The 20,161-nt window shown below is 54.4% G+C and carries 37 protein-coding genes; 16 read left to right on the forward strand and 21 right to left on the reverse strand.

Annotated features, from left to right (window positions below; all coding sequences use genetic code 11):
- Positions 1-2 precede the first annotated feature (2 nt).
- The 20 genes from ACTJJ7_RS20030 to ACTJJ7_RS20125 all read right to left on the reverse strand — a co-directional run bounded on the left by ACTJJ7_RS20030 (position 3) and on the right by ACTJJ7_RS20125 (position 13,932).
- Positions 3-473, reverse strand: coding sequence for a GNAT family N-acetyltransferase (locus ACTJJ7_RS20030; RefSeq protein ID WP_440968595.1), 471 nt, complete (start codon positions 471-473; stop codon positions 3-5).
- Positions 470-2,080 (reverse strand): hypothetical protein, encoded by a 1,611-nt coding sequence (locus ACTJJ7_RS20035; protein WP_440968596.1) that lies wholly within the window; start codon positions 2,078-2,080, stop codon positions 470-472. The genes ACTJJ7_RS20030 and ACTJJ7_RS20035 overlap by 4 nt, the downstream gene beginning before the upstream one ends.
- The gene (locus ACTJJ7_RS20040) at positions 2,077-2,679 is read right to left on the reverse strand and encodes a phage adaptor protein (RefSeq protein ID WP_440968597.1); all 603 of its coding nucleotides are present in this window, start codon (positions 2,677-2,679) and stop codon (positions 2,077-2,079) included. Before ACTJJ7_RS20040 ends, ACTJJ7_RS20035 begins: the two co-directional genes overlap by 4 nt.
- The gene (locus ACTJJ7_RS20045; protein ID WP_440968598.1) at positions 2,676-3,308 is read right to left on the reverse strand and encodes a phage adaptor protein; all 633 of its coding nucleotides are present in this window, start codon (positions 3,306-3,308) and stop codon (positions 2,676-2,678) included. Before ACTJJ7_RS20045 ends, ACTJJ7_RS20040 begins: the two co-directional genes overlap by 4 nt.
- Positions 3,284-3,607 carry a hypothetical protein gene (locus ACTJJ7_RS20050; protein WP_440968599.1) on the reverse strand — a complete coding sequence of 108 codons (324 nt, stop codon included), beginning with the start codon at positions 3,605-3,607 and terminating at the stop codon, positions 3,284-3,286. Before ACTJJ7_RS20050 ends, ACTJJ7_RS20045 begins: the two co-directional genes overlap by 25 nt.
- Positions 3,597-3,794 carry a hypothetical protein gene (locus ACTJJ7_RS20055; RefSeq protein ID WP_440968600.1) on the reverse strand — a complete coding sequence of 66 codons (198 nt, stop codon included), beginning with the start codon at positions 3,792-3,794 and terminating at the stop codon, positions 3,597-3,599. The genes ACTJJ7_RS20050 and ACTJJ7_RS20055 overlap by 11 nt, the downstream gene beginning before the upstream one ends.
- A 68-nt stretch (positions 3,795-3,862) precedes the next feature.
- Positions 3,863-4,849 carry a DUF5309 domain-containing protein gene (locus ACTJJ7_RS20060; RefSeq protein WP_440968601.1) on the reverse strand — a complete coding sequence of 329 codons (987 nt, stop codon included), beginning with the start codon at positions 4,847-4,849 and terminating at the stop codon, positions 3,863-3,865.
- Between the two features lie 24 nt (positions 4,850-4,873).
- The gene (locus tag ACTJJ7_RS20065) at positions 4,874-5,872 is read right to left on the reverse strand and encodes a hypothetical protein (protein ID WP_440968602.1); all 999 of its coding nucleotides are present in this window, start codon (positions 5,870-5,872) and stop codon (positions 4,874-4,876) included.
- A 32-nt stretch (positions 5,873-5,904) separates the two neighbouring features.
- Positions 5,905-6,147, reverse strand: a complete 243-nt coding sequence (locus tag ACTJJ7_RS20070; RefSeq protein ID WP_440968603.1) for a hypothetical protein — start codon at positions 6,145-6,147, stop codon at positions 5,905-5,907.
- On the reverse strand, positions 6,144-8,285 hold the full coding sequence (locus ACTJJ7_RS20075) for a portal protein (RefSeq protein ID WP_440968604.1): 2,142 nt from the start codon (positions 8,283-8,285) through the stop codon (positions 6,144-6,146). The genes ACTJJ7_RS20070 and ACTJJ7_RS20075 overlap by 4 nt, the downstream gene beginning before the upstream one ends.
- Positions 8,285-9,757, reverse strand: a complete 1,473-nt coding sequence (locus tag ACTJJ7_RS20080; RefSeq protein WP_440968605.1) for a terminase large subunit domain-containing protein — start codon at positions 9,755-9,757, stop codon at positions 8,285-8,287. Before ACTJJ7_RS20080 ends, ACTJJ7_RS20075 begins: the two co-directional genes overlap by 1 nt.
- Complete coding sequence (locus ACTJJ7_RS20085) at positions 9,645-10,079, reverse strand: DUF5681 domain-containing protein (RefSeq protein WP_440968606.1); 435 nt, start codon at positions 10,077-10,079, stop codon at positions 9,645-9,647. The genes ACTJJ7_RS20080 and ACTJJ7_RS20085 overlap by 113 nt, the downstream gene beginning before the upstream one ends.
- 455 nt (positions 10,080-10,534) lie before the next feature.
- Positions 10,535-11,077 (reverse strand): transcription termination/antitermination protein NusG, encoded by a 543-nt coding sequence (gene nusG, locus ACTJJ7_RS20090; protein ID WP_440968607.1) that lies wholly within the window; start codon positions 11,075-11,077, stop codon positions 10,535-10,537.
- A gap of 41 nt (positions 11,078-11,118) precedes the next feature.
- Positions 11,119-11,430 carry a LexA family protein gene (locus ACTJJ7_RS20095; RefSeq protein ID WP_440968608.1) on the reverse strand — a complete coding sequence of 104 codons (312 nt, stop codon included), beginning with the start codon at positions 11,428-11,430 and terminating at the stop codon, positions 11,119-11,121.
- Positions 11,430-11,849, reverse strand: a complete 420-nt coding sequence (locus ACTJJ7_RS20100; RefSeq protein ID WP_440968609.1) for a hypothetical protein — start codon at positions 11,847-11,849, stop codon at positions 11,430-11,432. The genes ACTJJ7_RS20095 and ACTJJ7_RS20100 overlap by 1 nt, the downstream gene beginning before the upstream one ends.
- A complete protein-coding gene (locus tag ACTJJ7_RS20105) occupies positions 11,797-12,519 on the reverse strand; it encodes a hypothetical protein (protein WP_440968610.1) in 723 nt (240 codons plus the stop codon). The genes ACTJJ7_RS20100 and ACTJJ7_RS20105 overlap by 53 nt, the downstream gene beginning before the upstream one ends.
- Positions 12,516-12,875 carry a DUF1064 domain-containing protein gene (locus tag ACTJJ7_RS20110; protein ID WP_440968611.1) on the reverse strand — a complete coding sequence of 120 codons (360 nt, stop codon included), beginning with the start codon at positions 12,873-12,875 and terminating at the stop codon, positions 12,516-12,518. The genes ACTJJ7_RS20105 and ACTJJ7_RS20110 overlap by 4 nt, the downstream gene beginning before the upstream one ends.
- Entirely contained in the window at positions 12,872-13,078 is a 207-nt protein-coding gene (locus ACTJJ7_RS20115; protein WP_440968612.1) for a hypothetical protein, read from the reverse strand. The genes ACTJJ7_RS20110 and ACTJJ7_RS20115 overlap by 4 nt, the downstream gene beginning before the upstream one ends.
- Position 13,079: 1 nt before the next feature.
- Positions 13,080-13,316 (reverse strand): hypothetical protein, encoded by a 237-nt coding sequence (locus ACTJJ7_RS20120; protein ID WP_440968613.1) that lies wholly within the window; start codon positions 13,314-13,316, stop codon positions 13,080-13,082.
- Between the two features lie 247 nt (positions 13,317-13,563).
- A complete protein-coding gene (locus ACTJJ7_RS20125; RefSeq protein WP_440968614.1) occupies positions 13,564-13,932 on the reverse strand; it encodes a hypothetical protein in 369 nt (122 codons plus the stop codon).
- Positions 13,933-13,961: 29 nt separating this feature from the next.
- Between ACTJJ7_RS20125 and ACTJJ7_RS20130 the strand changes: the two genes are divergently transcribed.
- Positions 13,962-14,339, forward strand: coding sequence for a hypothetical protein (locus tag ACTJJ7_RS20130; protein WP_440968615.1), 378 nt, complete (start codon positions 13,962-13,964; stop codon positions 14,337-14,339).
- A gap of 5 nt (positions 14,340-14,344) precedes the next feature.
- Here ACTJJ7_RS20130 and ACTJJ7_RS20135 read toward each other — a convergent pair whose 3' ends face one another.
- Positions 14,345-14,581, reverse strand: a complete 237-nt coding sequence (locus ACTJJ7_RS20135; RefSeq protein WP_440968616.1) for a helix-turn-helix domain-containing protein — start codon at positions 14,579-14,581, stop codon at positions 14,345-14,347.
- Between the two features lie 93 nt (positions 14,582-14,674).
- Between ACTJJ7_RS20135 and ACTJJ7_RS20140 the strand changes: the two genes are divergently transcribed.
- The 15 genes from ACTJJ7_RS20140 (at position 14,675) to ACTJJ7_RS20210 (ending at position 20,139) form a co-directional block, all read left to right on the forward strand.
- On the forward strand, positions 14,675-15,310 hold the full coding sequence (locus tag ACTJJ7_RS20140) for a LexA family transcriptional regulator (protein ID WP_440968617.1): 636 nt from the start codon (positions 14,675-14,677) through the stop codon (positions 15,308-15,310).
- 30 nt (positions 15,311-15,340) lie between these two features.
- Positions 15,341-15,604 (forward strand): hypothetical protein, encoded by a 264-nt coding sequence (locus tag ACTJJ7_RS20145; RefSeq protein WP_440968618.1) that lies wholly within the window; start codon positions 15,341-15,343, stop codon positions 15,602-15,604.
- Entirely contained in the window at positions 15,604-15,843 is a 240-nt protein-coding gene (locus ACTJJ7_RS20150; RefSeq protein ID WP_440968619.1) for a hypothetical protein, read from the forward strand. The genes ACTJJ7_RS20145 and ACTJJ7_RS20150 overlap by 1 nt, the downstream gene beginning before the upstream one ends.
- A 3-nt stretch (positions 15,844-15,846) precedes the next feature.
- Positions 15,847-16,080, forward strand: a complete 234-nt coding sequence (locus tag ACTJJ7_RS20155) for a hypothetical protein (protein ID WP_440968620.1) — start codon at positions 15,847-15,849, stop codon at positions 16,078-16,080.
- Positions 16,073-16,414 carry a hypothetical protein gene (locus tag ACTJJ7_RS20160; protein WP_440968621.1) on the forward strand — a complete coding sequence of 114 codons (342 nt, stop codon included), beginning with the start codon at positions 16,073-16,075 and terminating at the stop codon, positions 16,412-16,414. The genes ACTJJ7_RS20155 and ACTJJ7_RS20160 overlap by 8 nt, the downstream gene beginning before the upstream one ends.
- Positions 16,415-16,583: 169 nt before the next feature.
- Positions 16,584-16,787: a hypothetical protein gene (locus ACTJJ7_RS20165; protein WP_440968622.1), complete on the forward strand. Its 204-nt coding sequence runs from the start codon at positions 16,584-16,586 to the stop codon at positions 16,785-16,787.
- The gene (locus tag ACTJJ7_RS20170; RefSeq protein WP_440968623.1) at positions 16,784-17,041 is read left to right on the forward strand and encodes a hypothetical protein; all 258 of its coding nucleotides are present in this window, start codon (positions 16,784-16,786) and stop codon (positions 17,039-17,041) included. The genes ACTJJ7_RS20165 and ACTJJ7_RS20170 overlap by 4 nt, the downstream gene beginning before the upstream one ends.
- Positions 17,038-17,175 (forward strand): hypothetical protein, encoded by a 138-nt coding sequence (locus tag ACTJJ7_RS20175; protein WP_440968624.1) that lies wholly within the window; start codon positions 17,038-17,040, stop codon positions 17,173-17,175. The genes ACTJJ7_RS20170 and ACTJJ7_RS20175 overlap by 4 nt, the downstream gene beginning before the upstream one ends.
- A complete protein-coding gene (locus ACTJJ7_RS20180) occupies positions 17,172-17,351 on the forward strand; it encodes a hypothetical protein (RefSeq protein WP_440968625.1) in 180 nt (59 codons plus the stop codon). Before ACTJJ7_RS20175 ends, ACTJJ7_RS20180 begins: the two co-directional genes overlap by 4 nt.
- Positions 17,348-18,088 (forward strand): hypothetical protein, encoded by a 741-nt coding sequence (locus ACTJJ7_RS20185; protein WP_440968626.1) that lies wholly within the window; start codon positions 17,348-17,350, stop codon positions 18,086-18,088. Before ACTJJ7_RS20180 ends, ACTJJ7_RS20185 begins: the two co-directional genes overlap by 4 nt.
- Complete coding sequence (locus ACTJJ7_RS20190; RefSeq protein WP_440968627.1) at positions 18,088-18,789, forward strand: hypothetical protein; 702 nt, start codon at positions 18,088-18,090, stop codon at positions 18,787-18,789. Before ACTJJ7_RS20185 ends, ACTJJ7_RS20190 begins: the two co-directional genes overlap by 1 nt.
- Positions 18,786-19,100 carry a hypothetical protein gene (locus tag ACTJJ7_RS20195; protein ID WP_440968628.1) on the forward strand — a complete coding sequence of 105 codons (315 nt, stop codon included), beginning with the start codon at positions 18,786-18,788 and terminating at the stop codon, positions 19,098-19,100. Before ACTJJ7_RS20190 ends, ACTJJ7_RS20195 begins: the two co-directional genes overlap by 4 nt.
- A 93-nt stretch (positions 19,101-19,193) precedes the next feature.
- Positions 19,194-19,592, forward strand: a complete 399-nt coding sequence (locus ACTJJ7_RS20200) for a hypothetical protein (protein ID WP_440968629.1) — start codon at positions 19,194-19,196, stop codon at positions 19,590-19,592.
- Positions 19,589-19,735: a hypothetical protein gene (locus ACTJJ7_RS20205; protein ID WP_440968630.1), complete on the forward strand. Its 147-nt coding sequence runs from the start codon at positions 19,589-19,591 to the stop codon at positions 19,733-19,735. The genes ACTJJ7_RS20200 and ACTJJ7_RS20205 overlap by 4 nt, the downstream gene beginning before the upstream one ends.
- Positions 19,735-20,139, forward strand: coding sequence for an HNH endonuclease (locus ACTJJ7_RS20210; RefSeq protein WP_440968631.1), 405 nt, complete (start codon positions 19,735-19,737; stop codon positions 20,137-20,139). The genes ACTJJ7_RS20205 and ACTJJ7_RS20210 overlap by 1 nt, the downstream gene beginning before the upstream one ends.
- Positions 20,140-20,161: the final 22 nt, after the last annotated feature.

The following is a 20,161-nucleotide window of genomic DNA, read 5'->3' on the forward strand; positions in this document are numbered from 1 at the left end:
AATCAAGCGCTGACGCGCTCTCCCTGTCTGGTATTGAATTTGTGTGAAGACCACGCATCGTCGGTCAGTGTGAATATGATTTCGGCTTCGTCTCGCCCTCTCAAACGGGGCACACGAACCGAGGAAAAGCCGAACCTGTCGAGAATGCGCCGCATGCGCTGATTGCGCTCAGACACCCGGAGAACGCAGATTTGACAACCAAGCTGCCGGAACGGGTAGTCGAACATAGCGTTCAGGACAGGCACCGTCAGCCATAACGGGCTGGTTGATGCCGCCGACAATTCAATGACACCGGTTTCAGGGGACCAGTTGTGATAGATCACCCCGGCAATGAGCCGATCCTTGTCAATCACACCCAGGCTGTTGAATTTCTCAAAGCCCCGATCACACCCAGCGATATGAGAGGCGACGAATTGCCCGATACCGTCGTTGATCTCGAGACAACCCGCGTCATCGGCCCAGACGATTATCATGCGCTGGCCTCGCCAACCTCGACCTGTAGCGCGCCAATGTCGATTTCGGCATCAAGCGCATACTGACCGCCGGAAACGATGATACAGCCAAGCGCCAGCGTATCACCCGATGCCCGAACATTCTGGCGATACCAATAGTCATTACGGACAGAGACCCCATCCCACAATGCCTGGTCCCACAATCCGACATCCCATTCCGAAGATGCCTGATTTCCTATCGACACGTCGGAGAATGCAGGAAGCGCCTTGTTCATATCTGCCCGAGCGAACAGGAGAACCTTTGGCTTTGCCTTCCCGCGAACCAGCATACGAGCCATTGCGGCAGTCTTGCGCTGGCCAACGTTACCACCAGCAAGGAACTGAGATAGGTACGCAGCGATGAATGGCAATCCGTCATCCGTGCCCGTTGTGTCACCCTGCCAGACATAGCCACCCGCTGCCCCAAAGAACAAACTACCCTGCAGCGTCGAGAAGCAGCTTGCATTCCAGTTGGTGACAATCGACCAACGCCCTGTCAGGACGTTCAAGACAAATGTCGTATCCTGAATGACGACGTTTTTTGGAAAGGTGATGAAAACCAGATTGCGTTCAATCCATTGCGTGATCGTCCACCCTGTACCGGTGGCGGACGCTGCCGCCCGCCATTCGTCCTCAATCGGCCGGCTGACAGAGACGAGCGAAAGCGCCTGCCGATCACGCTGAAAAACCTGCGACATGGGTAAAAATCCGTCTGTCGTGGCAATCAGAACGTCAGCGCCAGCCCTGATCCAAGCATTTTTCCCGAGCGGTTTACCGATCTGGTAGACGCCCTTCAGCGCCCATGTATTGACATCACTGGGATCTGCACCGGAATAGACCGCAACTTCGCCTTCGGTACTGACGAAGCAGCACATGTCATTCAGGCCATCGCCACTCTCGATGGACCACGAAAAGCCGGTCAGGAGCGAACCGCCCTTTTTCATGACCCCGCCAAGCGGCAGAACTTTTGCCGCGCCGCCGATTGAATTCAGATCAAGATAATAGGCGTCCATCGTGCCGTTCTTCAGGAAGAACTCACGGTTCTTGAACAGCCACACATAATTGAGCTGATTGGTCGTCGTGCCGTCTGTAAAGGTGATCGCCGGTGTCGTCACCCACGCCGTGCCGTTGTACATCTGGCGCGGATCGGATCCGTTGACGCACACCATCATCGACGTGCCCTGGGTGGTATGTTGCACAACGGTCCAATTGCCGGAGGTTTGGCTGCCAAGGCTTGCCGGTGTCGTTGCCGGTGGCGCTGAGGGGCTGGTAACCTCGAATATGCCGGTGTCAGTCGCCATGAACATCTTTTCGATGCCACCGAAGCGATAATTGAAAGCGCTGCGGACATTCCCGAGGCCAGCGAGAAGCGCTTTCTTGACCGAACCGCCACGAATGCGAGCGCCCTTCAAGGTTGGAAGGAAGTTCTGCAATACGCTGGCCGCGCCCGCCTGCTCTGCCATCAGGTCATAATTCGAGACGAGGCCAAGCTTAGGAGCCGGAAACGTGATCGGTGTTCCAGTTGGCTTGCTGCCAACCGAGACGCTACCGCGATTTGTCTGTGCAACGCGCCCGGGACGTACCATCATTGCGAGGCCCCCAGATCTGCTGCGATCTCAAAGGCAAGCGCAGCTTCGAATTCCGCAAGATGATCATCGTATGTAAGGCCCTTCTGTCGCTTCCAGCGCCAAATGAGACCCATAGTCAGCAATCGCTCCGGGAACAGGAATGTGTTGTCGTCGGCTGTAAATTTCGATTTCTCGTCAGTTCCGGCCAAAATCCAATTGCGGCTGACGTATTCGATGATTGCCCCCACTCCCGCGATTGCAGGCGAAAAGAGCATTTTGCCGCCTCGAATAAAGCAATATGGCTGTGAAGACGGAACCTGATTGATCACGGTCCATTCACTGCCATTGGTAACGGGTCGAACGAATTCACCGGCTGCTGTTGTGACGGCTCCGCCGGTTATCAAACGCTGAAAATTCTCGTCCAAAGCGTAGGGTGACGATGGTACGATTGCCGTCTTGAGTGTCTTTTCCCAATCGACGCGGCGGACAATCTCCTCGCCTGCTTCCTGGGCAAACTCAATCATGGTTTGAGCATTGGGATTGTTGTTGCCGTAAACGGTGTCGAACCGGTCGAGCGAAACGACATCGCAGGCAGCATTGACAGAAGTAATCAAACTCATGGCGTTACCCCGCCGATGCTAAGTTTGTTCTGACCGAAGCGGGCAATTTCATCATTCACGGTGAATGACTTGATTGCCTGTTCCTTCAAACTGGCTGCGGCGCCAGCCCCGGCGACATCCTTCGCCCAGATCGCGATTTCCTCGACCAGTGCGTAGAGGTAGATGTCCGAAGCAGTATCAAGCAGCCAGTTCGTGGGGTTTGTCGGCTTCAGGGATGGCAACGCCGCATAATAAATGACCTGTACGTCACCACCCCAAATCGGCCTGACGGTCATGGTCTTGCCGACGATAGCGAAAGCATCCGGTGTGTGGGTCAGACGAATGTGATGATTGTACCGGCCAAGAAGCGCTTGTAGTGGATATGAACGCAGCACCCGACCATTCGGCATTGAGACCGCTCTGGCTTCAATGAAATCGGATGGCAACGGTCCTGTGCTGTCCGTCAATGTGACGGTGGCCGTCTTTTCCATATCCCCGACCCGCAACCGGCGATTGAGTTTCATTTCGGCCATGCCGAGAAACCGGGAAAACAGGTGCGCGATGTCGTTCCGGCCGGAATATTCCCCAGCGGTCACGAGAAGGTCAGCATATCCGTTGATAGCGCTCATATCTTGTCTCGCGTCCGCCAACCCGCATTGTCGCCATTCTGCAGCCAGCGACGGATATAATCGTCGTCTTTGGCCTGTACGGCGGGGAGCAGTTCTTTGTAGAAAAGGTTGAGGGGGATCGATGCGACCTTGCCGAATTCGCCCCATTTCTGGTTCTCGGCCCGCTCTGCTGCGTTTTTGTCGAGCAATTCGTTTGTGGCGTAATATTCGGTTTTCACCGCGCCATAATTGTCATCGATATCGTACCAGATACGACGGAAGCCACGAACGGGATCATCCTCGATGACCTCGCCATGACGATATGGTCGGTCAAGCCTCATCGGGGAACGTCGCAAGGCCGTTGCGGATGGCAGCTTTCGCTTCCTGTTCCGGTAATTCGACAATTGTTCCGGCGTCGATCTGCTCGCCTTCCTTGTGGAAGTATCCACGAAGAAGCAGAACTTCCATGGTGCGATCTTTCGCCGAAGACGCCTGTTTGTTCGTGTCGGTGTTTGGTTCGTCTGCCATGATCTTGCTTTCCAGTGAAAGGGAAACGGGGACCAATGGCCCCCGCTCTGTTATTCATGCCGTTCAGGTTACGGTGTGGGCTGAACGTCCGCGATGACCGCGCTGGAGGCTTCGTTTTTGGCCACGAGCGTCCATTCACAGTTGACCAGGCGCTTTTCGGCGTCACCGGTCTTGGCGAGCGGTGTCTGGTTCATGCCGCGAAGGAAACCGACTTCCCACATTTCCGGGTCGAGCAAGGCAACGTCGCGGACGCTCTGCCATGGATTGGCAAGCGCCGTCAGATAGCCGAAATCGCCCTGATAAACGTCAGCCGCACCAAGAATGGTCGCCTGCATGTCGCTGCCCTTGCTGACCTTCTGGTCGACACGGTTCAGCGCAATACCGGCAAAGCTGGAGAAGGTGGACTTCAGGCTGCTGTGCATCATGATAACGGTGGGTTTTGCACCGGTATTGAAGCACTTCTGCTGAACGTCCTTGATCTGGGCTTCTGCAAAGTTGCGTAGAGTGCCGTCAGTCGGGGCAACAGTCAGACCAGTGGCCGGATTGTAACCGCCGTTGGCACCGGTCGCACCGCGATTGGCGTTCGTGGAAAGCCATGTCCAGAGAGAACCGGCCTGACGAACCGGAGTACCAGAAGAGCCGGCCGAAGATGCCTGTTTGACGCCGACCATGGAGTATTCCATGTCTCGGGCAAGCTCTTTTGCCTTCTTCACGGTCTGGCGTTTGATTTCAGACTTGCGTCCATACTTCTTGACCGCTTCCGCAGTGTTCGAAATCATGAAACTTTCGTCCGAAATCTGGCAGTAATTGCCGACTTCGACAGTCGGTGCGACTTCCGTAAAGGAGGTCTCGTTGCCTTCCGGCTTGGCATTTGCTGCCGGAGCGCGAAGGGTATCAGTCTGCCACTGATGTTTGACTGCCGTCACGTCGTAAGTCGTGCCGATCAGCTTTTGAAAAGGAGTTTCCTCCTTGGCCACGGTATAAATGACATCGCGGAAATCCTCCGCCTTGCCCTTCATATCGTAGGTATCGGAAGTACCTGCTGCCTGAGCCATTTGTAATATTCCTTTCGAAAATGGCTAGGACCAGTCGAGAGCGTCCAACGCCTGGGTGGCGTCCCTGACTGAACCTGATTTCTTGAAATTCTGCAGGGCCTTGTTGGAAGGATTGACCGTGGGTCGAGCTTTACCGGGCGCGAGCGCCGGGGCACTTTCGACTTTCTTCTTGCCGATTTTCTGCTGCTCAAGGGCCTTGAGGCCGATCTGCGCATAGTAACCGAGCTTCAAAAAACGATGATCTGTCACGGTGTTCAGTTCGTCGGTCGAGAAACCAACTTTTGTCGCCGTATCAAGAATTGCTTTGTTGAATGCCTCACGCTTGGCCGGGTCGACAATTTGGGGGAAAGCCGCAACCAGTGCCTCATTCTCGGCCTTGAGCCGTTCCTGATGCTGCTGATATGCAACCTGCTGGCCCCGCTCGTTGACCTGCTTTTTCGTGGCAAGAATGGTCTGCAATTCACCGACCGCCGCGTCATACATCGCCTTCTGGCGGGTGTATTCACCGGGATTGGTCATTGCGAGGGTTGTTGATGGTTCCTCGGGCAAGCGATTTGCCAGATAATCCACCAACCCATCCAAGGTTGTCTGCAATTGGGAATGCTGCTGGGAAAACGCCGCTTCCTGCTGGGTGATGGCGGCAACTTTCGCCTCCGCATCACGCCGCATGTTGGCGACTTCCTGCGTCTTCTTCTGGTAGTCTGCCTGCCGCTGATAACCGCCCTTGAGTTCCTTCAGGCTGATTTCAGTTCCATCGGCAAGCGTGACGAGGGTCGCTTCATCAGGGTCAAGCTCTTCGCCCTCACCTTCCGTTTCGCCTTCATCGCCGGTCTCTTCGCCATTTTCGTTTAAGGCGTCATCCGTCTCAGTCCCATCGGTGGCGTCGGCTTTGCCTGATTTATCGGGGTTGGACTCTTCAGTCTCCCCTTCGTCAAACATTGCATCAAGTGCCGTGTCGAGGGCATCAGAGGGGTGTGCGTTATCACTCCCGCCGGATGGCAGGTTGGTGGGTTCGCCGCTCATGTTGACTTCCTTTTAGGTAGAAATCCCCGTGCTTATGCTACGGAGACCTTGCGGGCCGATGTGGCTGTGCTCTCTGAGAGAGCCTTGAGCTTCGTCCGCAAAGCTCTGATGGCGCGAACCTCGGCAATGTGTGCCTGTCGCGTCTCATGATCTGTTATCGGTGCATAGACTGCGGAATCGGTAGCCGATTTCTCCAGTTCACCGAGAATGCGCTGAATTAGCGGGTGTTCGAGCAGGAACAGGGCATCATTCACATCGCGCTCTGTGTTGCTCATTGGTGTGTTCCTGCTAGATGGCCGTGATCACGCATGAACTGCTGCGCTTCATCCCGTTGCTGGTTTTCAAGATGCTTGCCAAGTGCAATGCGCTCCTGCGAAGCGATTTTCTCGCGCTCCAGTGCAAACTCACCCTCCATGCGCCGACGTTCAAGCTCTGCCTTGCGGGCATCATCCTGTTCCTGCAACGCCAATTTCTGGCGGTTCAGTTCAGTCTGGTGCTCAAGTTCCTGCTGGCGGATTGCCTGCTGGGCCTGAACCTGTGCTGTTTCTCGGGTGATGGCTGTCTGCCCCTTGGCCTGCTCCAGCTCCAAAGCGTTCTGATGCTTGACCTGTTCAGGATCGGGCTGGTTGCGCTTGGCTTCCATCATCTTCTGAATTTCAGCGTCATCGGGCTTGGTGAAATACAGACTGACGGTTTTCAGACCCGATGCCTCAACCATGCGAGACAATGCATTCCATAGATTGTCAGGCTTCACATATGGATTGTCCGTCGCGCCAAAGCTGGCGAGAAGCTTTTCCTGCATCCCCATGACAAACTGCAATGCCATCATGTCACGTTCGCGCGTACCGGCGCCGAGGCCGGTATTCACCGTGGCATCCATGCTGGCATCCCATGAGCGCGGATCGAACGTCACCCATTTGTCCCGCAGGCGCACCGTGCGCGGCTGATCCTGATGCTGGATGACCAGACGCAGGACACCCTTGAACACGCGCTGAAGGCCAAGGGCGAGATTTTGCAGCGTCATACCAGTCTGGGCGATGCCGCCAGCCTCGATCATGGCTGAAGCCTTTGCGGTGGTGTTCTGCAATGAATCCGGCGCAAGACCGCTGGAAGCGTCTGAAACACCAGTACGATCGGTGATCGCCTCATCCATGTAACCGAGCATCTGGAACGATTGCCCGGCAACGAAAGGAACCTGAGAATATCCCACGGCCCCACGAACATCGACGCCATCATTGACACGGATCGGCTCACCGAACTTTGCCTGGGTGACGCTCTCCGGGTTCTGGATAGCCCCAGACTGCACAATTGGCTGAAGGTTGTTCTGCCAGTAAATGTTATCGAGCGTATTGCGGAGCAGCACCGTCTTGATGCGCTGGATTTCCTCGATATCGTCGGGAATGGACCGGCCTTCCCATTGATGCGGCTCGCGTTCTGCAACCAGATCGCCAAAGGGTATCATGTCGTCCCATGGCTCGTTCTCAAGCATCTTTGCTTCGTCGCAGCCACCGGCATAGATCACGCGGCGCAATTCAGCGATCCCATCGCCGTCATAGTCCACGCGAACAAAGCTTTCGATGATTTCGATTTCATCAATCGACGGATGATGACCCTGTGCGCTTGTGCCGATGACACGCTGTCTCTTGTCGTCATCCTCATCCTGCCTATCAAGAATATCAGCACCGTCAGCTGCAGACAGCGCCTCGATGACCGATTTCTTGTAACCGGATGCGATCAGTTCACCGCGCCGCTTGAGCGTCTTGTGCGTGACGATAGGGCTGTCTTCAATCGTCTTCGCGTCTGGATGAATATAGAATTCCCTAAGCGGAACGCATTCCAGTACGACACGCTTGTTTTCGACCTCACGACGGATTTGCAAGGTATAGGAACCGGTGGCCGGGTCTTGAGCAACGCCGAGAACCTCGACATTTGCTTCAGAGGCAAGCAATTGGGCTGACATCTGGTCAAGCCCGTCATGCGTGGTGGTCAGGGTTTCCTTCTTCTTCTCGACATACCATTTCAGAATACCGTTGCGCTTCAAGAGCGCGTCATGCATCGCGTCATAAATGGCCTGCTGACCGCCACTCTCCGGCAGGACAACATAGTTCACATAATCGGTGGCCTGAGCTGCGCTTTCCTCATCGCCCTGCGATACAGGGGAATATTCGACAATCTTGTCCGATCCAAAGAACACCCGGTACAGGGACGGCAGGACCTTTTTCATGGTCGAGCGCACATCCTTGGAGATTGCCTTTGACCGGCCCTCATCCGAAGGTGTGTCGGTCATGACGCCATCATAATACTGCTGGGCTTTTATGCGGTCTGGCTGGCGATATGAGACCTGATAGTTCTCACAATCCGCCAGCAGCCCACCGACGACGCCAGCAAGCTCTTGATCATTCATTTTTGGCATTAGACCACCTTACGGGGTGTGAATTTCCATTGGCCTGCAGGCGTGTCCATCTTGGCGAACCTAAGCATCATCAGCGCGTACCGGGAGGCCGATATAACGTCGTCCCGCTCTTTGACGACCTTGCCGTCCTTGCGATGATACAGGCGGCGCTCTTCCAGCCATTCGACACAGGTCGAGAACACCTTGAACCGGCCCGTTTGCATCCGGTCGAGCATGTCCATCAGTCCGGCCTCGACACTGTTTGAGCCATCCTCGAACGTTGCCCGCTCCGGCAGCATATGCAGGCCTTGAGCCTTGTACTGGGACGCAAGGTTTTCGCCGGCCGCCGTGTCATTGTTGCCGTCATGCGGCCATGCCCAGGGCAACCATGATCCCCACGGCTTGACCGCCGCTGCATGAATGACCGGTGTTGCCTGACGCTTCCTGTAGTTCTTGGTCACATAGACAATATCGCTGTCAGCATCGTATGCGAGGCAAACTGCAGCTGTTGGATGATCCCAGCCAAAGTCCAGTCCACCAATCTGTTTCCAGATATCCGGTATCTTGAATGGCACGACAACAATGTCTTCTTCCAGAACCGGGAAGATCAAACCACTGCCGAGTGTTGGGATGCCCTTTGCTCGCGCTTCACGTTCATGTGCCGGGTAGCTCGCAATAATCTTTGCCCGCTGCTCCGGTGAATAATGTTCGGCATCGTCAATGGTCATCGACGTGACGTGCCGGGCTTCATCGCCTATGTCGTCACTTGCTGGCATGACAAACCTGCTGACCACCGTGGACATTCCAAGCAGCGGCGTGAATGTCATCTGCGTGAACTGACCGCGCTGGCCGTTGTTTGTGCGGGTCAGCCCTTCGCTGTAAATGTCCACTGGCGGTTCTTCGTCATACCAGACGCCGTCGACTGTCGGCCCCTGCCACTTCTCCCGGCCCTTTTCATAGGCCTTGAAGGCAATGACACTCTCACTTGCTTGAATGTCCCCGCCACCACCCCAGCGAACAACAACGCTGTCGAGGAGGTTTGGGACACCCATCGCCCGAGTGCGATCACGAATGCAGTCGGCCGGAATGAAACCGGTCCCCCAGTCATCTTCAATAGCCGGAGGGCCGATGAGAATGCGTTGCGGATTGTCTCTTGTGCTTTCACCTGTAACAGACCCAGCCCAAAGAAGCGGGGCCGTGTTGAACGTAGCCCCGTCCCACCAATCGGGATAACGCCCGGTTAGATGGATTGCCCATTCAGCACCACCGGCAACGGTTTTACCCAACTGATTACCCGCCATGAACAGGCGTTCGCTATGTGTGAGCCCTGCCCTGTGGAAGTCCCGCTGTTTTGCGTAAGGCGAGTAGAACCGAAGCTTGTTAGTGCGCTGTCTGCGCTGGATTTCCTTCGCTATCTCCATTTTCTGCTTGAGCAGCGAGGAAAGGCTGGATGACGGCGTCGAGGCTGCGGAGGCTGGCGATAAGCTGCTCATCCGTCATACCGTCCATTTGGTTGATGTTGACATTCAAATCCTTCGGCATGAGCGATGCCACGACCTTGAGATATTGATCTGGCTTCTGCTCAATCACGCGCTGGATGACTTCCGCGCCACTCGCTTCCCAACTCGCCAAAAGGTCATCAAGGAACTGCTCGCCAAGCTTGTTGCGAGAACCTTTTGGCCGTCCAGCAGGGTTGCCGGACTTCCCCTTCTCGAAAGGAATGCCGACCTGTTGTTTCTGTGCTGTTGTTTCAGCGCGGTCAGCAGCGTCTTTGATCTGCTTGGCGCTCAGGCCTTTTTCACGTGCCATCGTCATCAATCTTCCCACCTGACAAACCCAATCGGGTCAGGCTCATCAATCATGTAGATGTCATCTCCGGAGGCATCGAGAAGGCCGGTTTTGATTGCCTGTGGCTCTGGTTGGAATACCGTGCGGGCCAAACAATCCATTGCGTTTGCCTCATACCAATCATCTGAGGCGACAGACCTTCGCGTCATCGTCACATACCGGCGCGCCATATTTCCTCACAATTGAAATTCCCGCTTGTCCACTTGACCGGCTTGAGTATGTCATGCGGCACCGGTTGTCAGCGATCTGACACGAGTGGAAGCCTTGTTCCTGTCGCGGAGTGGGCAAGTTTGAGAACTGCCGCTGAATTTAGAGAAAATATCACCATGACGCGGAGTGGTGAAACTCTCCGCTGAGGGCCGGGACGTATCCGCTGCGCCGCAAATCACCTATGCGCAATGTACCCGTATTGTTCCCGTATTTCAAGCGGCTATCTGATCGAGCGGAACCGTGATATTCCCTGTAATATCGAAGCTATCCACAAGTTTTCTCAAGGCTGGATCGTGCTTGGCAGCCTTTCTCACTATTTGCCGTGCTTCACGCGCCGCTTTGTCAAATGCTATCTCGGCTTTGGCCTCCATCCTGCGAACCATGAGAATGTCCATGATGTCGATAGGAAGCGGTGTGCCATTCACCCCGACGATGCCGTGTACGAGAGGCATGTCCCGCAGGCGTGACCAACTCGGATTGCGGACGAACACATACCCAACCATCAGGGCAAAGCGCCGGACACGCCACACATGGGTCTTGCGCCTGTCGCGCTGCAGGCGCTTCTCTGACGGCATCCAGTGTTCTATGCCCGCATCTTCTAACGCGCGCTCAATAGCTGACTTGCCCGGATTGACGACGCTGACTATGCGATAACCCTTTTGGCTTCGGGTGATCTCCGTGCCGAATTCACGCTGCGGCAACTGAGCACCAGGAACAGTGCGGATCGCATACCAATTTGAGGTTTGTTCTGCCATGTTCGTATCCTGTCCTGTCTATGATCGGGCTGGGGATGTCCCTATGCTGCATCTACAAGTGTGATTGACCGGCACTGATGGGATAGCATCTGAATGTGCCCGCGTTTCTTAAGCTGGTGAATCCGATTGAATGCAGCCGTCCTCGAAATTCCAAGAGCTGACGCAGCCTCAGCATAGGTCGGCGCAACGCCGTGCACCGACTGGAAGTCCTTGAGGAAGGCCAATGCCTCGGCCTGTCGCTTTGTCAGTCCGGACGGCTCTGCATTGAACCGGCGGGCGATCTCCCGTGCCAAGGCAGGGCTCACAGCGATGATCCGATCTGCGCGCTGGCGAATGTCGTCTAGATCCTGCATCACGCAGCCTTCCTATGCTGTGGGGCCTTGCGTTCAAGCTGGCTCCAGACGCCTTCAGGGATCGCTACTTCCCATTCCTGGGCAAGGGCAACGACATGATCGAGGCCAGATGCAAGGGCAGTCGCAAGCCGTTCGATCTGACCGCGCTTCATCGCTTCGGACCAGAGAGGCAATTTCAACCTCATGCGGGCATCTTCGTCGTCAGGCAAAGGCTGGTAGCTGTCGCGCCGCGAGGGAAGCAACTGCTGATTGCGGTAGGGCAACAGGCCTTCGATACGGCGCGCCTCTTGTGTGAACTCTGCAACCGATGGAGCAAACTTGAGGCTTTGCCCCTGCACTTCCCCAGCGGCAAAGCGCTGCGCCGTTTCAGTGATTGCCTGTGATGACAGGTTGCCAAGGATGCTCTGAAATGTCCGCAACGTCAGGTCCAGATCGTTGCTTCCTTGGGGGAAGGAATTCAACATTGCTGCCATTGCCAAAACTGTTTTCTGGTCCATTTTCCTGATCTCCGATCAAATCCAATGCTGCATCGAGGTAGTTCCGCCGCCTGTTGCCGAGTGGTGGCGACGTTCCGCTGCGATGCGGGGCAACGACGGCCGGGGCGTCTGCCCACCGGTCTTGGTTCAGGAACGTCGACGGGTTGCACCAAGGCCGGTCGTCGGTCTTTCGAGCGTATCGCTCCAGTCCAGCCATGATCGCATCGAGCGAGTCCCGGCGAATGGCTTGGGAAAAGGCCTTCTCCGCATCCCGTTTGCCGACCTTGTGGGGATATTTCGCCCAGAAAGCTTCGAAATCCGTGGGGGAAGAGCCCCCTTTAGGGGGCGAAGGGGGTAATGATGTTAGGGGGTTAGGAGATAGGGGTGTGGGGAAAGAACCTTCGGGGGGAAGAAGGTCACGCTTGTCACACTCTGTCACGCGTGACAGCGCGTTACGCGCCCTATGATTTTGTTGACGAATTCTGTTCTTCTCTCGCTTGTCTGCCAAGCGTTCGGCATTTGCCTCTTCGTCCGCACGAACGACAGCAACAAGCTGCTCGGCCGTGCAGCCTGCTTTCAACATTGCCTCAAGAACACTGGCAGAAATCGTCACTGCACGACCTCCACGTCAAATCCGTAAAGTGCCTTGACCATCTTGGCTTTGAGCTTGAATACAGGCGTGGCAACACCCTTCACGTCGATGACGCGATAGCGATCCTCCAGAACATCCCAGAAGCAGAAATCTGCTTTGTATGTGCCTATCAGGTAGCCATTGATGGTCAGAGCGAATGGGCGTTGCATTTCGACGCTATGCACTTCCCCTGCCCGTTCTCTGAGCTTGAGGGTGCTGTAGTAGGTAGCCTCAGCCTTGCTATCGAATTTGATGCCGTCAAGCGTCGTCCGTTGCGCACCAAACTTGTTGGGCTTCGCGGGGTGCAACTTCAAAAACTCGGCGGCTGTCATTTTCATGCTGCGCCCTGCTCTCTTTGAGCCGCGCGCTTGTAGTCTTCTGCAGCCTGACGGCGAGCGGTTCCGATCCTTCGCATTTGAACGAACCAGCTGTCCGGCCTACGATCCTTGCCATGAGAATGCTTCTCGATAAGATCGGCCATTGACCAAGCTTCACCCAAAAAGATGTCGGCCATTTCAGCGTTTGTGAGGCGGTCCGTCATATCAAGCCGCCCGATAGGTTTGGCTGTCCATATCTGGAAACAGCGCGTCTTGTGCAGGAACGATAAGGCCGAGCTCCAAGGCACGGTTGACCGCCCAGGCACCTACGGATGCGCCCCCCGGTTCGAATGAGTATTCAGGCTCATCAGATGATGAGTTGGTCCGGCAAATAACCTTGCCGGATTTCAGCGCCCGATTAAGTTTTTCAAGCTTGAGAGAAGGCTTTGGTTTTTTAGCCATGGTCGCACCTCACGATTGAAGCGGGATTTGTTGGTTTTGGCAGGGCGTAAGCCTTGGTGAGCTGATGGCTCAGACTAATGCCGGAAACTAACATTGCACCGACGAGAGCCATACTGAACAAGACCATGCAGACGATGACGATAATGTCGATTGATCGAACCTTCATTCCGGCCGTTCCTTTCTGTCTTCGCTGTCTGCTCGTCTGTGTTTTGTCCGCTGGATCAATCGCCGCCAAAAGCTGCGGACCTTACTGATCGCTGCGAGGCTCTTTCGAACCAGAAACAAGATCAGCCAGCCACACAGCTTTCGAATTGGGCGCATGGATGGACCTTTCGTTCTCGTAGATTTGGTCGGTTTTGTCGGACACCTTTTGATAGGCTTCAGCGATTGCCGCGAAGCTCGAAAGCATCATGTCCTTCATCTCTCGCCGGTGGCGTAGACGCAGGAGGATTGAAGCTGGTGCGCCAAGCTTGGTCTGCACCCGGTGTGCGGCGGCTTCGATTGTGTCACCCATGCCCCGATACTCGCGGCGCAAGAGGTATTCGCCCATGGTGCGGGCCTCTTTGACGTACACGTCAGTCATTTTGTCGTCCTCGACAAAAGGTTTGTTACCCATGACAAAAACTCTCCAATACGGTTGCTGTCATGGAGCGCAACACAGAGAACTTGGAGAGAAATGAAGCGGCGAACGGCATCAACGGCAGCGATGGGGATCACGAGGTTGATGACTGGAATGAAAAACAGATTGGATTTCTTGCCGGAGCTCTCCTGTCCCGTGTGACGGCAAGAAAAGAGGCCACCGGAGCGGTGCAACACGCTCCGGTGGCCAGACATGCTCAAACCGCCCGAGCTGTAGGGAGAAAAGCGGCGAGCAATGAGAAAAGGGGCGGACAGCCGGGTTTCAGGGTGAGTGACTTTCCCAGTCAACAGGCTTCCGAGGCGACCGGCTGTCCTGTTCGGGAAGTCGGCTCGGTAATAGATCGTACGGCTGGTTACAGCTTGGTACTCCCGAAATTTCGTTGATATGTTCATGCCGCACGCTCTCCGATTTGAGTCGGAGCATCAAAAAACCACGCGTCATTCCATTTGATTTTTCTCTGTGCTGCAGCGGCGCGTATCGCCTGCATCTCGTCAAGCGATGGTGCGACACCCCTCTCCCAGCGCGAGACAGAGGGTTGCCCCACCCCGGCAATCTGGGCGAATTCCGCCTGCGTAACTTTGAAGATGTTCTTCCTGATGTGTTTCAGCGTGTTCATGATGCGCATAATATACGCATACGCATATCAATCAAGTAGAAATTATGCAAACGCGTATTTGTCTGTATGCGTCTGCGAATATACCGTATTGCGATGATATCAATGGATGAAAAGTTACGGCGTATTTTAAGCGCCAATAATTGGACGCAGATCGAACTGAGCGAGCGACTTGGCGTGTCTCAGCCAACTGTCAGCCGTTGGTTTTCCGGCTCGGAACCAACAGGGGCCAGACGAGACCAGATCAATGAGCTTTATGAGCAAGCGGCGGGGGCCAGCCATGACATTGTACCAGGCCAATCAATGATCAAATTGGTGGGTTATCTTGGTGCTGGAGCTGTAGTGGAACCAGACTATGAACAGATTCCGCCTGAAGGATTGGACCAAATTGAAGTACCGTTCCCACTGCCGGCAGAAATGATCGCCTTCAAGGTTCGTGGCGACTCTATGTTGCCCGTTTACAAAGAGGGCGCGGTCATAATCGTCTATAAGGATCAAAAGAAGCCGCTCGAATCTTTCTACGGTGAAGAAGCTGCGGTGCTCACCAATGACGGTCGCCGCTTTATCAAGACCATTATGCGCGGGCCGGTAGGGGTCAGCCTTTTTTCATGGAACGCAAGCCCCATTGAAGATGTGCATCTTGAATGGATCGGGGAAATTTTTGCAATTCTCCCACCAGCAATGCTTAAAAAAGTTGGGAAACAAGGCGGCATTCAAGGGCAGCTCAAGTTGCAAGCATAGTTCGATTTTGAAAATGTAGGGGGGGGGATTGTGCATTATATCATTGGAATGTTTGTGGGAGCAATTTTGGGGACTGCTGCATTTGGCGCTCTAATTGCATGGGTATTGCGAAAAGTAGTTACTGTATCAATGCCAATTTCCTACATAGTAGGCCTCATTATTATTACTATCCTAGGAGCTTGGTCGTATTCTGCAAACGGCACCATGAGTTTTGTCGATGCACTTGGATTTTATGCCTTGGCATCATTCTTTTCCTTTTTCATTTTGCTTGCGACTAGACAGAAGGCTGCCTGATGGACCCTGTTCGCCTCATTGTTGTTATGGCTTTCTCTCGCAGTGACGAGGGCGAACTCGTGCCAGCATTTGAGGCTATGCAGTTCGAGGTGGAAGATCGTGCGATACGAACTGCGCGGGATCTGGCCGGCAAGCACGTTGGTGTCATAGCTTGGACGAGAGAAGCACAGCCAGATATTGGGGAATATGGGCCACCGACGGTTTTGTTTCAGTCGGGTGAAGTGCCAGATATGGAGTGAAACGTGGACGATGAAACAAAGAGAGAAATTGCAGCACTAAAAGAAAGTGTCATGAGAATAGCAGTCTGCACGGTCGAAATGAACGGTATTATGACCAGTTTGGTTTATGGCGCTTCCTTTCAAACGGGTAACGATCTAGCTGACCGAGCTAGGAAGGATTTATCCAACCTTCAAATCATGACAAACGAACTTGTTCAAAGCCTATCGGCTCTTCATTACGGAGGCCATTTTGACTGAACCGAGCATTGCCTTTCTTCAATATCAACTGAAGGCCCAGGCTGAAACAATTCACTCCTTGAAATCTGGTAGTGGTGGTGGCACATATGATGATATGGAAGCCCGCGTCACAAGATTGGAAAAGGCCTTTGAAAAGATGGATGGCAAATTCGATGCCACCATCAAGGATATTGCTGACTTAAAGATACAAACGGCCGTTCTCGCAGAGCGCATCAATCACCTCCCCTCCAAGGAATTCATCTATAAGGGGATAGCTGGATTGATAACCGTCATGGTTGCCGTGTCTGTGCTCGCACCAAAACTGCAAACACTTTTCGGTGTAGTTGGGCACTGATCTAATTTAAACCGCATGATCACAAACCGCCTCCGGGCGGTTTTTTGTTGCAGTGATTCTAACAGACCGTAGCCTACTGTAAATAAATTTATGCAAACACGTATATTTTATGTTTGACATTTATGCGTATGCGTATATTAATTGATCCATCGAACAACGGATGGATGCGATGACAATCACCGACACAGATTTTCAAAGCCTAGTAGATGCCCGGTGCTGGAATATCCGCCCAACCGGATTTCACCCGAAGGCGTGGCGCGATGCAGTCGCTGCGCAAATTCTCCGCGAACAGGACGCCCTAAGCTGGGTTCCGGCCGATCCTGAATTGATCCGCCAGTGCTCCACTGATGCAATGCTGCAGGTGGCAGCATGATCATCGTCAGCGCCAACCTCAAGGCCATCGAGAACTTCTCTCTCGATGCTGCAGATGAGAAGAGCCTCAGCCTCGAACTGTTCGTTCGCAAGCATATGACCCGGTTCGACCGCTCAGGTGCGGCCTTCCAGATCAGTCTTGAAGGCACGTTCACCAGCAATACGCGGTACGTCACGGCCGATGAACTCAAAGAAATCCGCGACTGGATCAATACGGCGCTTATCGCAGCCGAAGATACGGCGGTGGCAGCATGACCCGCTTCATCCTCGACAAAGAGCTTGATGCCATCCGCATTATCGAAGAGCGCCGCGCGCGCCGGTACGAGCGGGCATTGATCATCGCCCTCCTCATCATCTTTGCCCTTTTCATTCTGGAGAGGCTGACATGACGAATTTTGATCTTCGCATGATCGCCCTCAACAAGCGCGACACAGCAATGACAAACCGATGGCTTGCCCGTTCATACCTTCGGGAAGGCTCGAAAACCCAGCACCGCAGTCACATGCGCAGGGCTTTGAAAAACTGGAAAGCATTCAGCCGGATTTGGAAGGAAGCAGCAGAATGACCGCAACAATCGGACACAACAATCCGCCAGAGCCGACCCCATACGAGACGGCCAAGGAAAAGATTGAAGGCCTCTACGCAGAGGCAAAGAACTGGATGGATGGCACCCTAATCGCCAGACAGGATCAGGCCGATGAAATCCAGAAGCTTATGCGCCTCATCCAAACAGCGGAGAAAGAAGCCGACGCTTCCCGCAAGGAAGAGGTAAGGCCCTTCGATGATGCAAAGGCTGAGGTTCAAGCTCGATACAACGAACTGATCGGCAGCACCAAGGCCGTCACAGGCTTGACGGTCAAGGCAATCGATGCCTGCAAGAAGGCATTGGCACCTTGGTTGATCAAAATCGAGGAAGAGAACGAGCGCATCCGTGAAGTTGCTCGCGCCGAAGCTGCTGAGGCGCAGCGTGTCGCCATGGAAGCCATGCGCCAGCGTGACGGAACGAACCTTGAGGAAAATGAGCGCGCGGAACAGTTGGTCAGACAGGCCAAGGAGGCCGAGGCTTACGCTCGTAAGGCCGACAATCTCAAGGCTTCAGTGAAATCCATAGGGCGCGCTGCATCTCTGCGCACCAGCCATATTGCGCAGATCACCGATCCCACAGTGTTTGCTCGCCATTGCTGGCTGACACAGCGCTCGGACGTGGATGCGTTCTTTGCAAGCCTTGCGCAGCGACTTGTTGATGCAAAGCACCGGAACATTCCGGGCGTCTCTATCATCGAAGAAAAGAAGGTGGCGTGATGACCGACAATCTTGCTCTTTGGGAAAAGCTCGGGAAAACCGACCCAGCCCACACGAAATCATTTTCACGCAGCGGTGGCTTCAAAGGAACAGCAATCAAGCCGATGTGGTCATACAAAAGGATGACCGAAGAGTTTGGGCCGGTTGGTCAAGGCTGGGGTGTATACAGGCCTGAATTTCAAGTTGTCCCGGCTTCTGAAGGCGAGGTTCTTGTCTTCTGCACCGTATCGATCTGGTACCAGAAGCCGGACCAGATTGCGTTTGGCGTCGGCGGTGACAAGGCAGTTGGCAAGAACAAGTACGGCCTTTCTGCTGACGATGAAGCATTCAAAAAGGCCTACACGGATGCTGTCACGAATGCGCTGAAAATGATCGGTGTCGGCGCTGATGTTCACATGGGGATGTTTGACGACAACAAGTACGTCAATGCGATGAAGGAAGAGTTCGGCGAAGAGCCAAAGACTTCCGAGCCAAAGCGATCTGCCCCCAAGAATGACGACGCCAGGAACCTATATTCCACTCTTCAGAGCGCCATGAGGCTTGCGACGACAAAGGCAGAGCTTCGCGCATGGTGGCAGATTTCGGCCAATGTCGAAGCGCGCAACCGCCTTTCGAGTGATTGGCAGTCGAACCTCCGTGAAGAATTTATCGAACTTGGCAAGTCATTGCCCGAAGGACACCCTGAGAAGGAAGCAGCATGAGCCAGCGATACGAAGCGGTTGCAGTCCGCACCTACGAACAGAATGGCGAGGAGAAGTCCGCGTTCACGAATATCGGCGTTGCTTGGCCAATGAAGGATCGAGACGGGTTTACCCTTCGTCTTCATTGCCTCCCTGCCCCGGACCGCGGTGAATACACAATCCTGCTTTTCCCTCCCAAGCCAAAGGAAGACCAGCAGCAGCGCCGCGAACCCGACCGCAAGCAGGGTGACTACCGCAGTCAGAGCGACGGTGGCCGCAGTTTCAATCACGATCTGGACGACGAAATCCCGTTCGCCCCTGAATTTCGATAATCGCAACCAGATAGCAGGGCGCGAATGCCCTGCGGAAAGGTTCATGACATGACCAGTCGCATTATCCAGTCTGAGTACGATAGGAAACTATTCGTGCGCTATCTTGAGCAGCAGAAGTTTCCCTTCACCGTTACCGTTGAAACAGGCCGCAAGCGCACCATTGAGCAGAACAAGCTCCAGCGCCTTTGGATGAAAGAAGTATCGGAACAGTTGGGCGAAAGCGCGGAGTATTGGCGCGGATATTGCAAGCTGACCATTGGCGTTCCGATCCTGCGTTCCGAGAACGAAGAGTTCCAGGAGAAATATGACGACGTAGTGAAAGCGCTGCCTTACGAGCAGAAGCTTGCGATAATGACAGAGCCGCTCGACCTACCTGTCACCCGCTTAATGACCACGAAGCAAAAGACAAAGTATCTCGATCTGGTATTCCGTCATTTCTCTGAGCAAGGCGTTGCTCTGACTCTTCCCGAACCTTTGGCGAGGGCAGCATGATCAAGATACTCTCACGACTATTCCGCCGCCGTCCGGTTGTCATCAACAATTTCAAGGTCAAGAAAACCGACTGGTATCAGCGCCGCTCTGAAAAGTGCAGGCAGCTTGCCCGTGAGCTTGGTTTGGACTGGGAGCGCAACTGATGGCCCGTACAGTTTCCGAATGGATCGGCAAGACCGATGACACAAAGGCCCCGCCCCGCGTCCGTCAGCGCATATATGACCGCGACAAAGGCGTTTGTCACCTATGCAAGCAGCCAATCAAGATCGGTGAGACATGGGAAGCTGACCACGTCATTGCCCTGATCAATGGCGGGAATAACACCGAGGGTAATCTGGCCCCAGCACATTCTCACTGCCATCTGGGCAAGACCGCACTGGACGTGAAGGAAAAGGCCAAGATCGCCAAGGTTCGCGGCAAGCACATCGGTGCCGTCAAACCTAGTTCAAAGCTGTCCAGCCCAAAGCTGCCCAAGCCCCCATTATCCAAAATCCTGCCACCACGCGTCCGTGACGTGTTCGGTCGCAACATTGCGAGGCAATCATGACACAGATTAAAGACGGTGGACC

The organism is Phyllobacterium sp. 22229 (assembly GCF_052056495.1).
GTDB classification, from domain to species: domain Bacteria; phylum Pseudomonadota; class Alphaproteobacteria; order Rhizobiales; family Rhizobiaceae; genus Phyllobacterium; species Phyllobacterium myrsinacearum.

What these genes read in the sequence shown, in the direction of transcription:
- ACTJJ7_RS20030 (WP_440968595.1), bottom strand. Translation starts at nt 473, where the DNA reads ATGATAATCGTCTGGGCCGATGACGCGGGTTGTCTCGAGATCAACGAC.
- ACTJJ7_RS20035 (WP_440968596.1), bottom strand. Translation starts at nt 2,080, where the DNA reads ATGATGGTACGTCCCGGGCGCGTTGCACAGACAAATCGCGGTAGCGTC.
- ACTJJ7_RS20040 (WP_440968597.1), bottom strand. Translation starts at nt 2,679, where the DNA reads ATGAGTTTGATTACTTCTGTCAATGCTGCCTGCGATGTCGTTTCGCTC.
- ACTJJ7_RS20050 (WP_440968599.1), bottom strand. Translation starts at nt 3,607, where the DNA reads ATGAGGCTTGACCGACCATATCGTCATGGCGAGGTCATCGAGGATGAT.
- ACTJJ7_RS20055 (WP_440968600.1), bottom strand. Translation starts at nt 3,794, where the DNA reads ATGGCAGACGAACCAAACACCGACACGAACAAACAGGCGTCTTCGGCG.
- ACTJJ7_RS20060 (WP_440968601.1), bottom strand. Translation starts at nt 4,849, where the DNA reads ATGGCTCAGGCAGCAGGTACTTCCGATACCTACGATATGAAGGGCAAG.
- ACTJJ7_RS20065 (WP_440968602.1), bottom strand. Translation starts at nt 5,872, where the DNA reads ATGAGCGGCGAACCCACCAACCTGCCATCCGGCGGGAGTGATAACGCA.
- ACTJJ7_RS20070 (WP_440968603.1), bottom strand. Translation starts at nt 6,147, where the DNA reads ATGAGCAACACAGAGCGCGATGTGAATGATGCCCTGTTCCTGCTCGAA.
- ACTJJ7_RS20075 (WP_440968604.1), bottom strand. Translation starts at nt 8,285, where the DNA reads ATGCCAAAAATGAATGATCAAGAGCTTGCTGGCGTCGTCGGTGGGCTG.
- ACTJJ7_RS20080 (WP_440968605.1), bottom strand. Translation starts at nt 9,757, where the DNA reads ATGAGCAGCTTATCGCCAGCCTCCGCAGCCTCGACGCCGTCATCCAGC.
- ACTJJ7_RS20085 (WP_440968606.1), bottom strand. Translation starts at nt 10,079, where the DNA reads ATGACGATGGCACGTGAAAAAGGCCTGAGCGCCAAGCAGATCAAAGAC.
- nusG (WP_440968607.1), bottom strand. Translation starts at nt 11,077, where the DNA reads ATGGCAGAACAAACCTCAAATTGGTATGCGATCCGCACTGTTCCTGGT.
- ACTJJ7_RS20095 (WP_440968608.1), bottom strand. Translation starts at nt 11,430, where the DNA reads ATGCAGGATCTAGACGACATTCGCCAGCGCGCAGATCGGATCATCGCT.
- ACTJJ7_RS20110 (WP_440968611.1), bottom strand. Translation starts at nt 12,875, where the DNA reads ATGAAAATGACAGCCGCCGAGTTTTTGAAGTTGCACCCCGCGAAGCCC.
- ACTJJ7_RS20115 (WP_440968612.1), bottom strand. Translation starts at nt 13,078, where the DNA reads ATGACGGACCGCCTCACAAACGCTGAAATGGCCGACATCTTTTTGGGT.
- ACTJJ7_RS20120 (WP_440968613.1), bottom strand. Translation starts at nt 13,316, where the DNA reads ATGGCTAAAAAACCAAAGCCTTCTCTCAAGCTTGAAAAACTTAATCGG.
- ACTJJ7_RS20125 (WP_440968614.1), bottom strand. Translation starts at nt 13,932, where the DNA reads ATGGGTAACAAACCTTTTGTCGAGGACGACAAAATGACTGACGTGTAC.
- ACTJJ7_RS20130 (WP_440968615.1), top strand. Translation starts at nt 13,962, where the DNA reads ATGGAGCGCAACACAGAGAACTTGGAGAGAAATGAAGCGGCGAACGGC.
- ACTJJ7_RS20135 (WP_440968616.1), bottom strand. Translation starts at nt 14,581, where the DNA reads ATGCGCATCATGAACACGCTGAAACACATCAGGAAGAACATCTTCAAA.
- ACTJJ7_RS20140 (WP_440968617.1), top strand. Translation starts at nt 14,675, where the DNA reads ATGGATGAAAAGTTACGGCGTATTTTAAGCGCCAATAATTGGACGCAG.
- ACTJJ7_RS20150 (WP_440968619.1), top strand. Translation starts at nt 15,604, where the DNA reads ATGGACCCTGTTCGCCTCATTGTTGTTATGGCTTTCTCTCGCAGTGAC.
- ACTJJ7_RS20165 (WP_440968622.1), top strand. Translation starts at nt 16,584, where the DNA reads ATGACAATCACCGACACAGATTTTCAAAGCCTAGTAGATGCCCGGTGC.
- ACTJJ7_RS20170 (WP_440968623.1), top strand. Translation starts at nt 16,784, where the DNA reads ATGATCATCGTCAGCGCCAACCTCAAGGCCATCGAGAACTTCTCTCTC.
- ACTJJ7_RS20175 (WP_440968624.1), top strand. Translation starts at nt 17,038, where the DNA reads ATGACCCGCTTCATCCTCGACAAAGAGCTTGATGCCATCCGCATTATC.
- ACTJJ7_RS20180 (WP_440968625.1), top strand. Translation starts at nt 17,172, where the DNA reads ATGACGAATTTTGATCTTCGCATGATCGCCCTCAACAAGCGCGACACA.
- ACTJJ7_RS20185 (WP_440968626.1), top strand. Translation starts at nt 17,348, where the DNA reads ATGACCGCAACAATCGGACACAACAATCCGCCAGAGCCGACCCCATAC.
- ACTJJ7_RS20190 (WP_440968627.1), top strand. Translation starts at nt 18,088, where the DNA reads ATGACCGACAATCTTGCTCTTTGGGAAAAGCTCGGGAAAACCGACCCA.
- ACTJJ7_RS20195 (WP_440968628.1), top strand. Translation starts at nt 18,786, where the DNA reads ATGAGCCAGCGATACGAAGCGGTTGCAGTCCGCACCTACGAACAGAAT.
- ACTJJ7_RS20205 (WP_440968630.1), top strand. Translation starts at nt 19,589, where the DNA reads ATGATCAAGATACTCTCACGACTATTCCGCCGCCGTCCGGTTGTCATC.
- ACTJJ7_RS20210 (WP_440968631.1), top strand. Translation starts at nt 19,735, where the DNA reads ATGGCCCGTACAGTTTCCGAATGGATCGGCAAGACCGATGACACAAAG.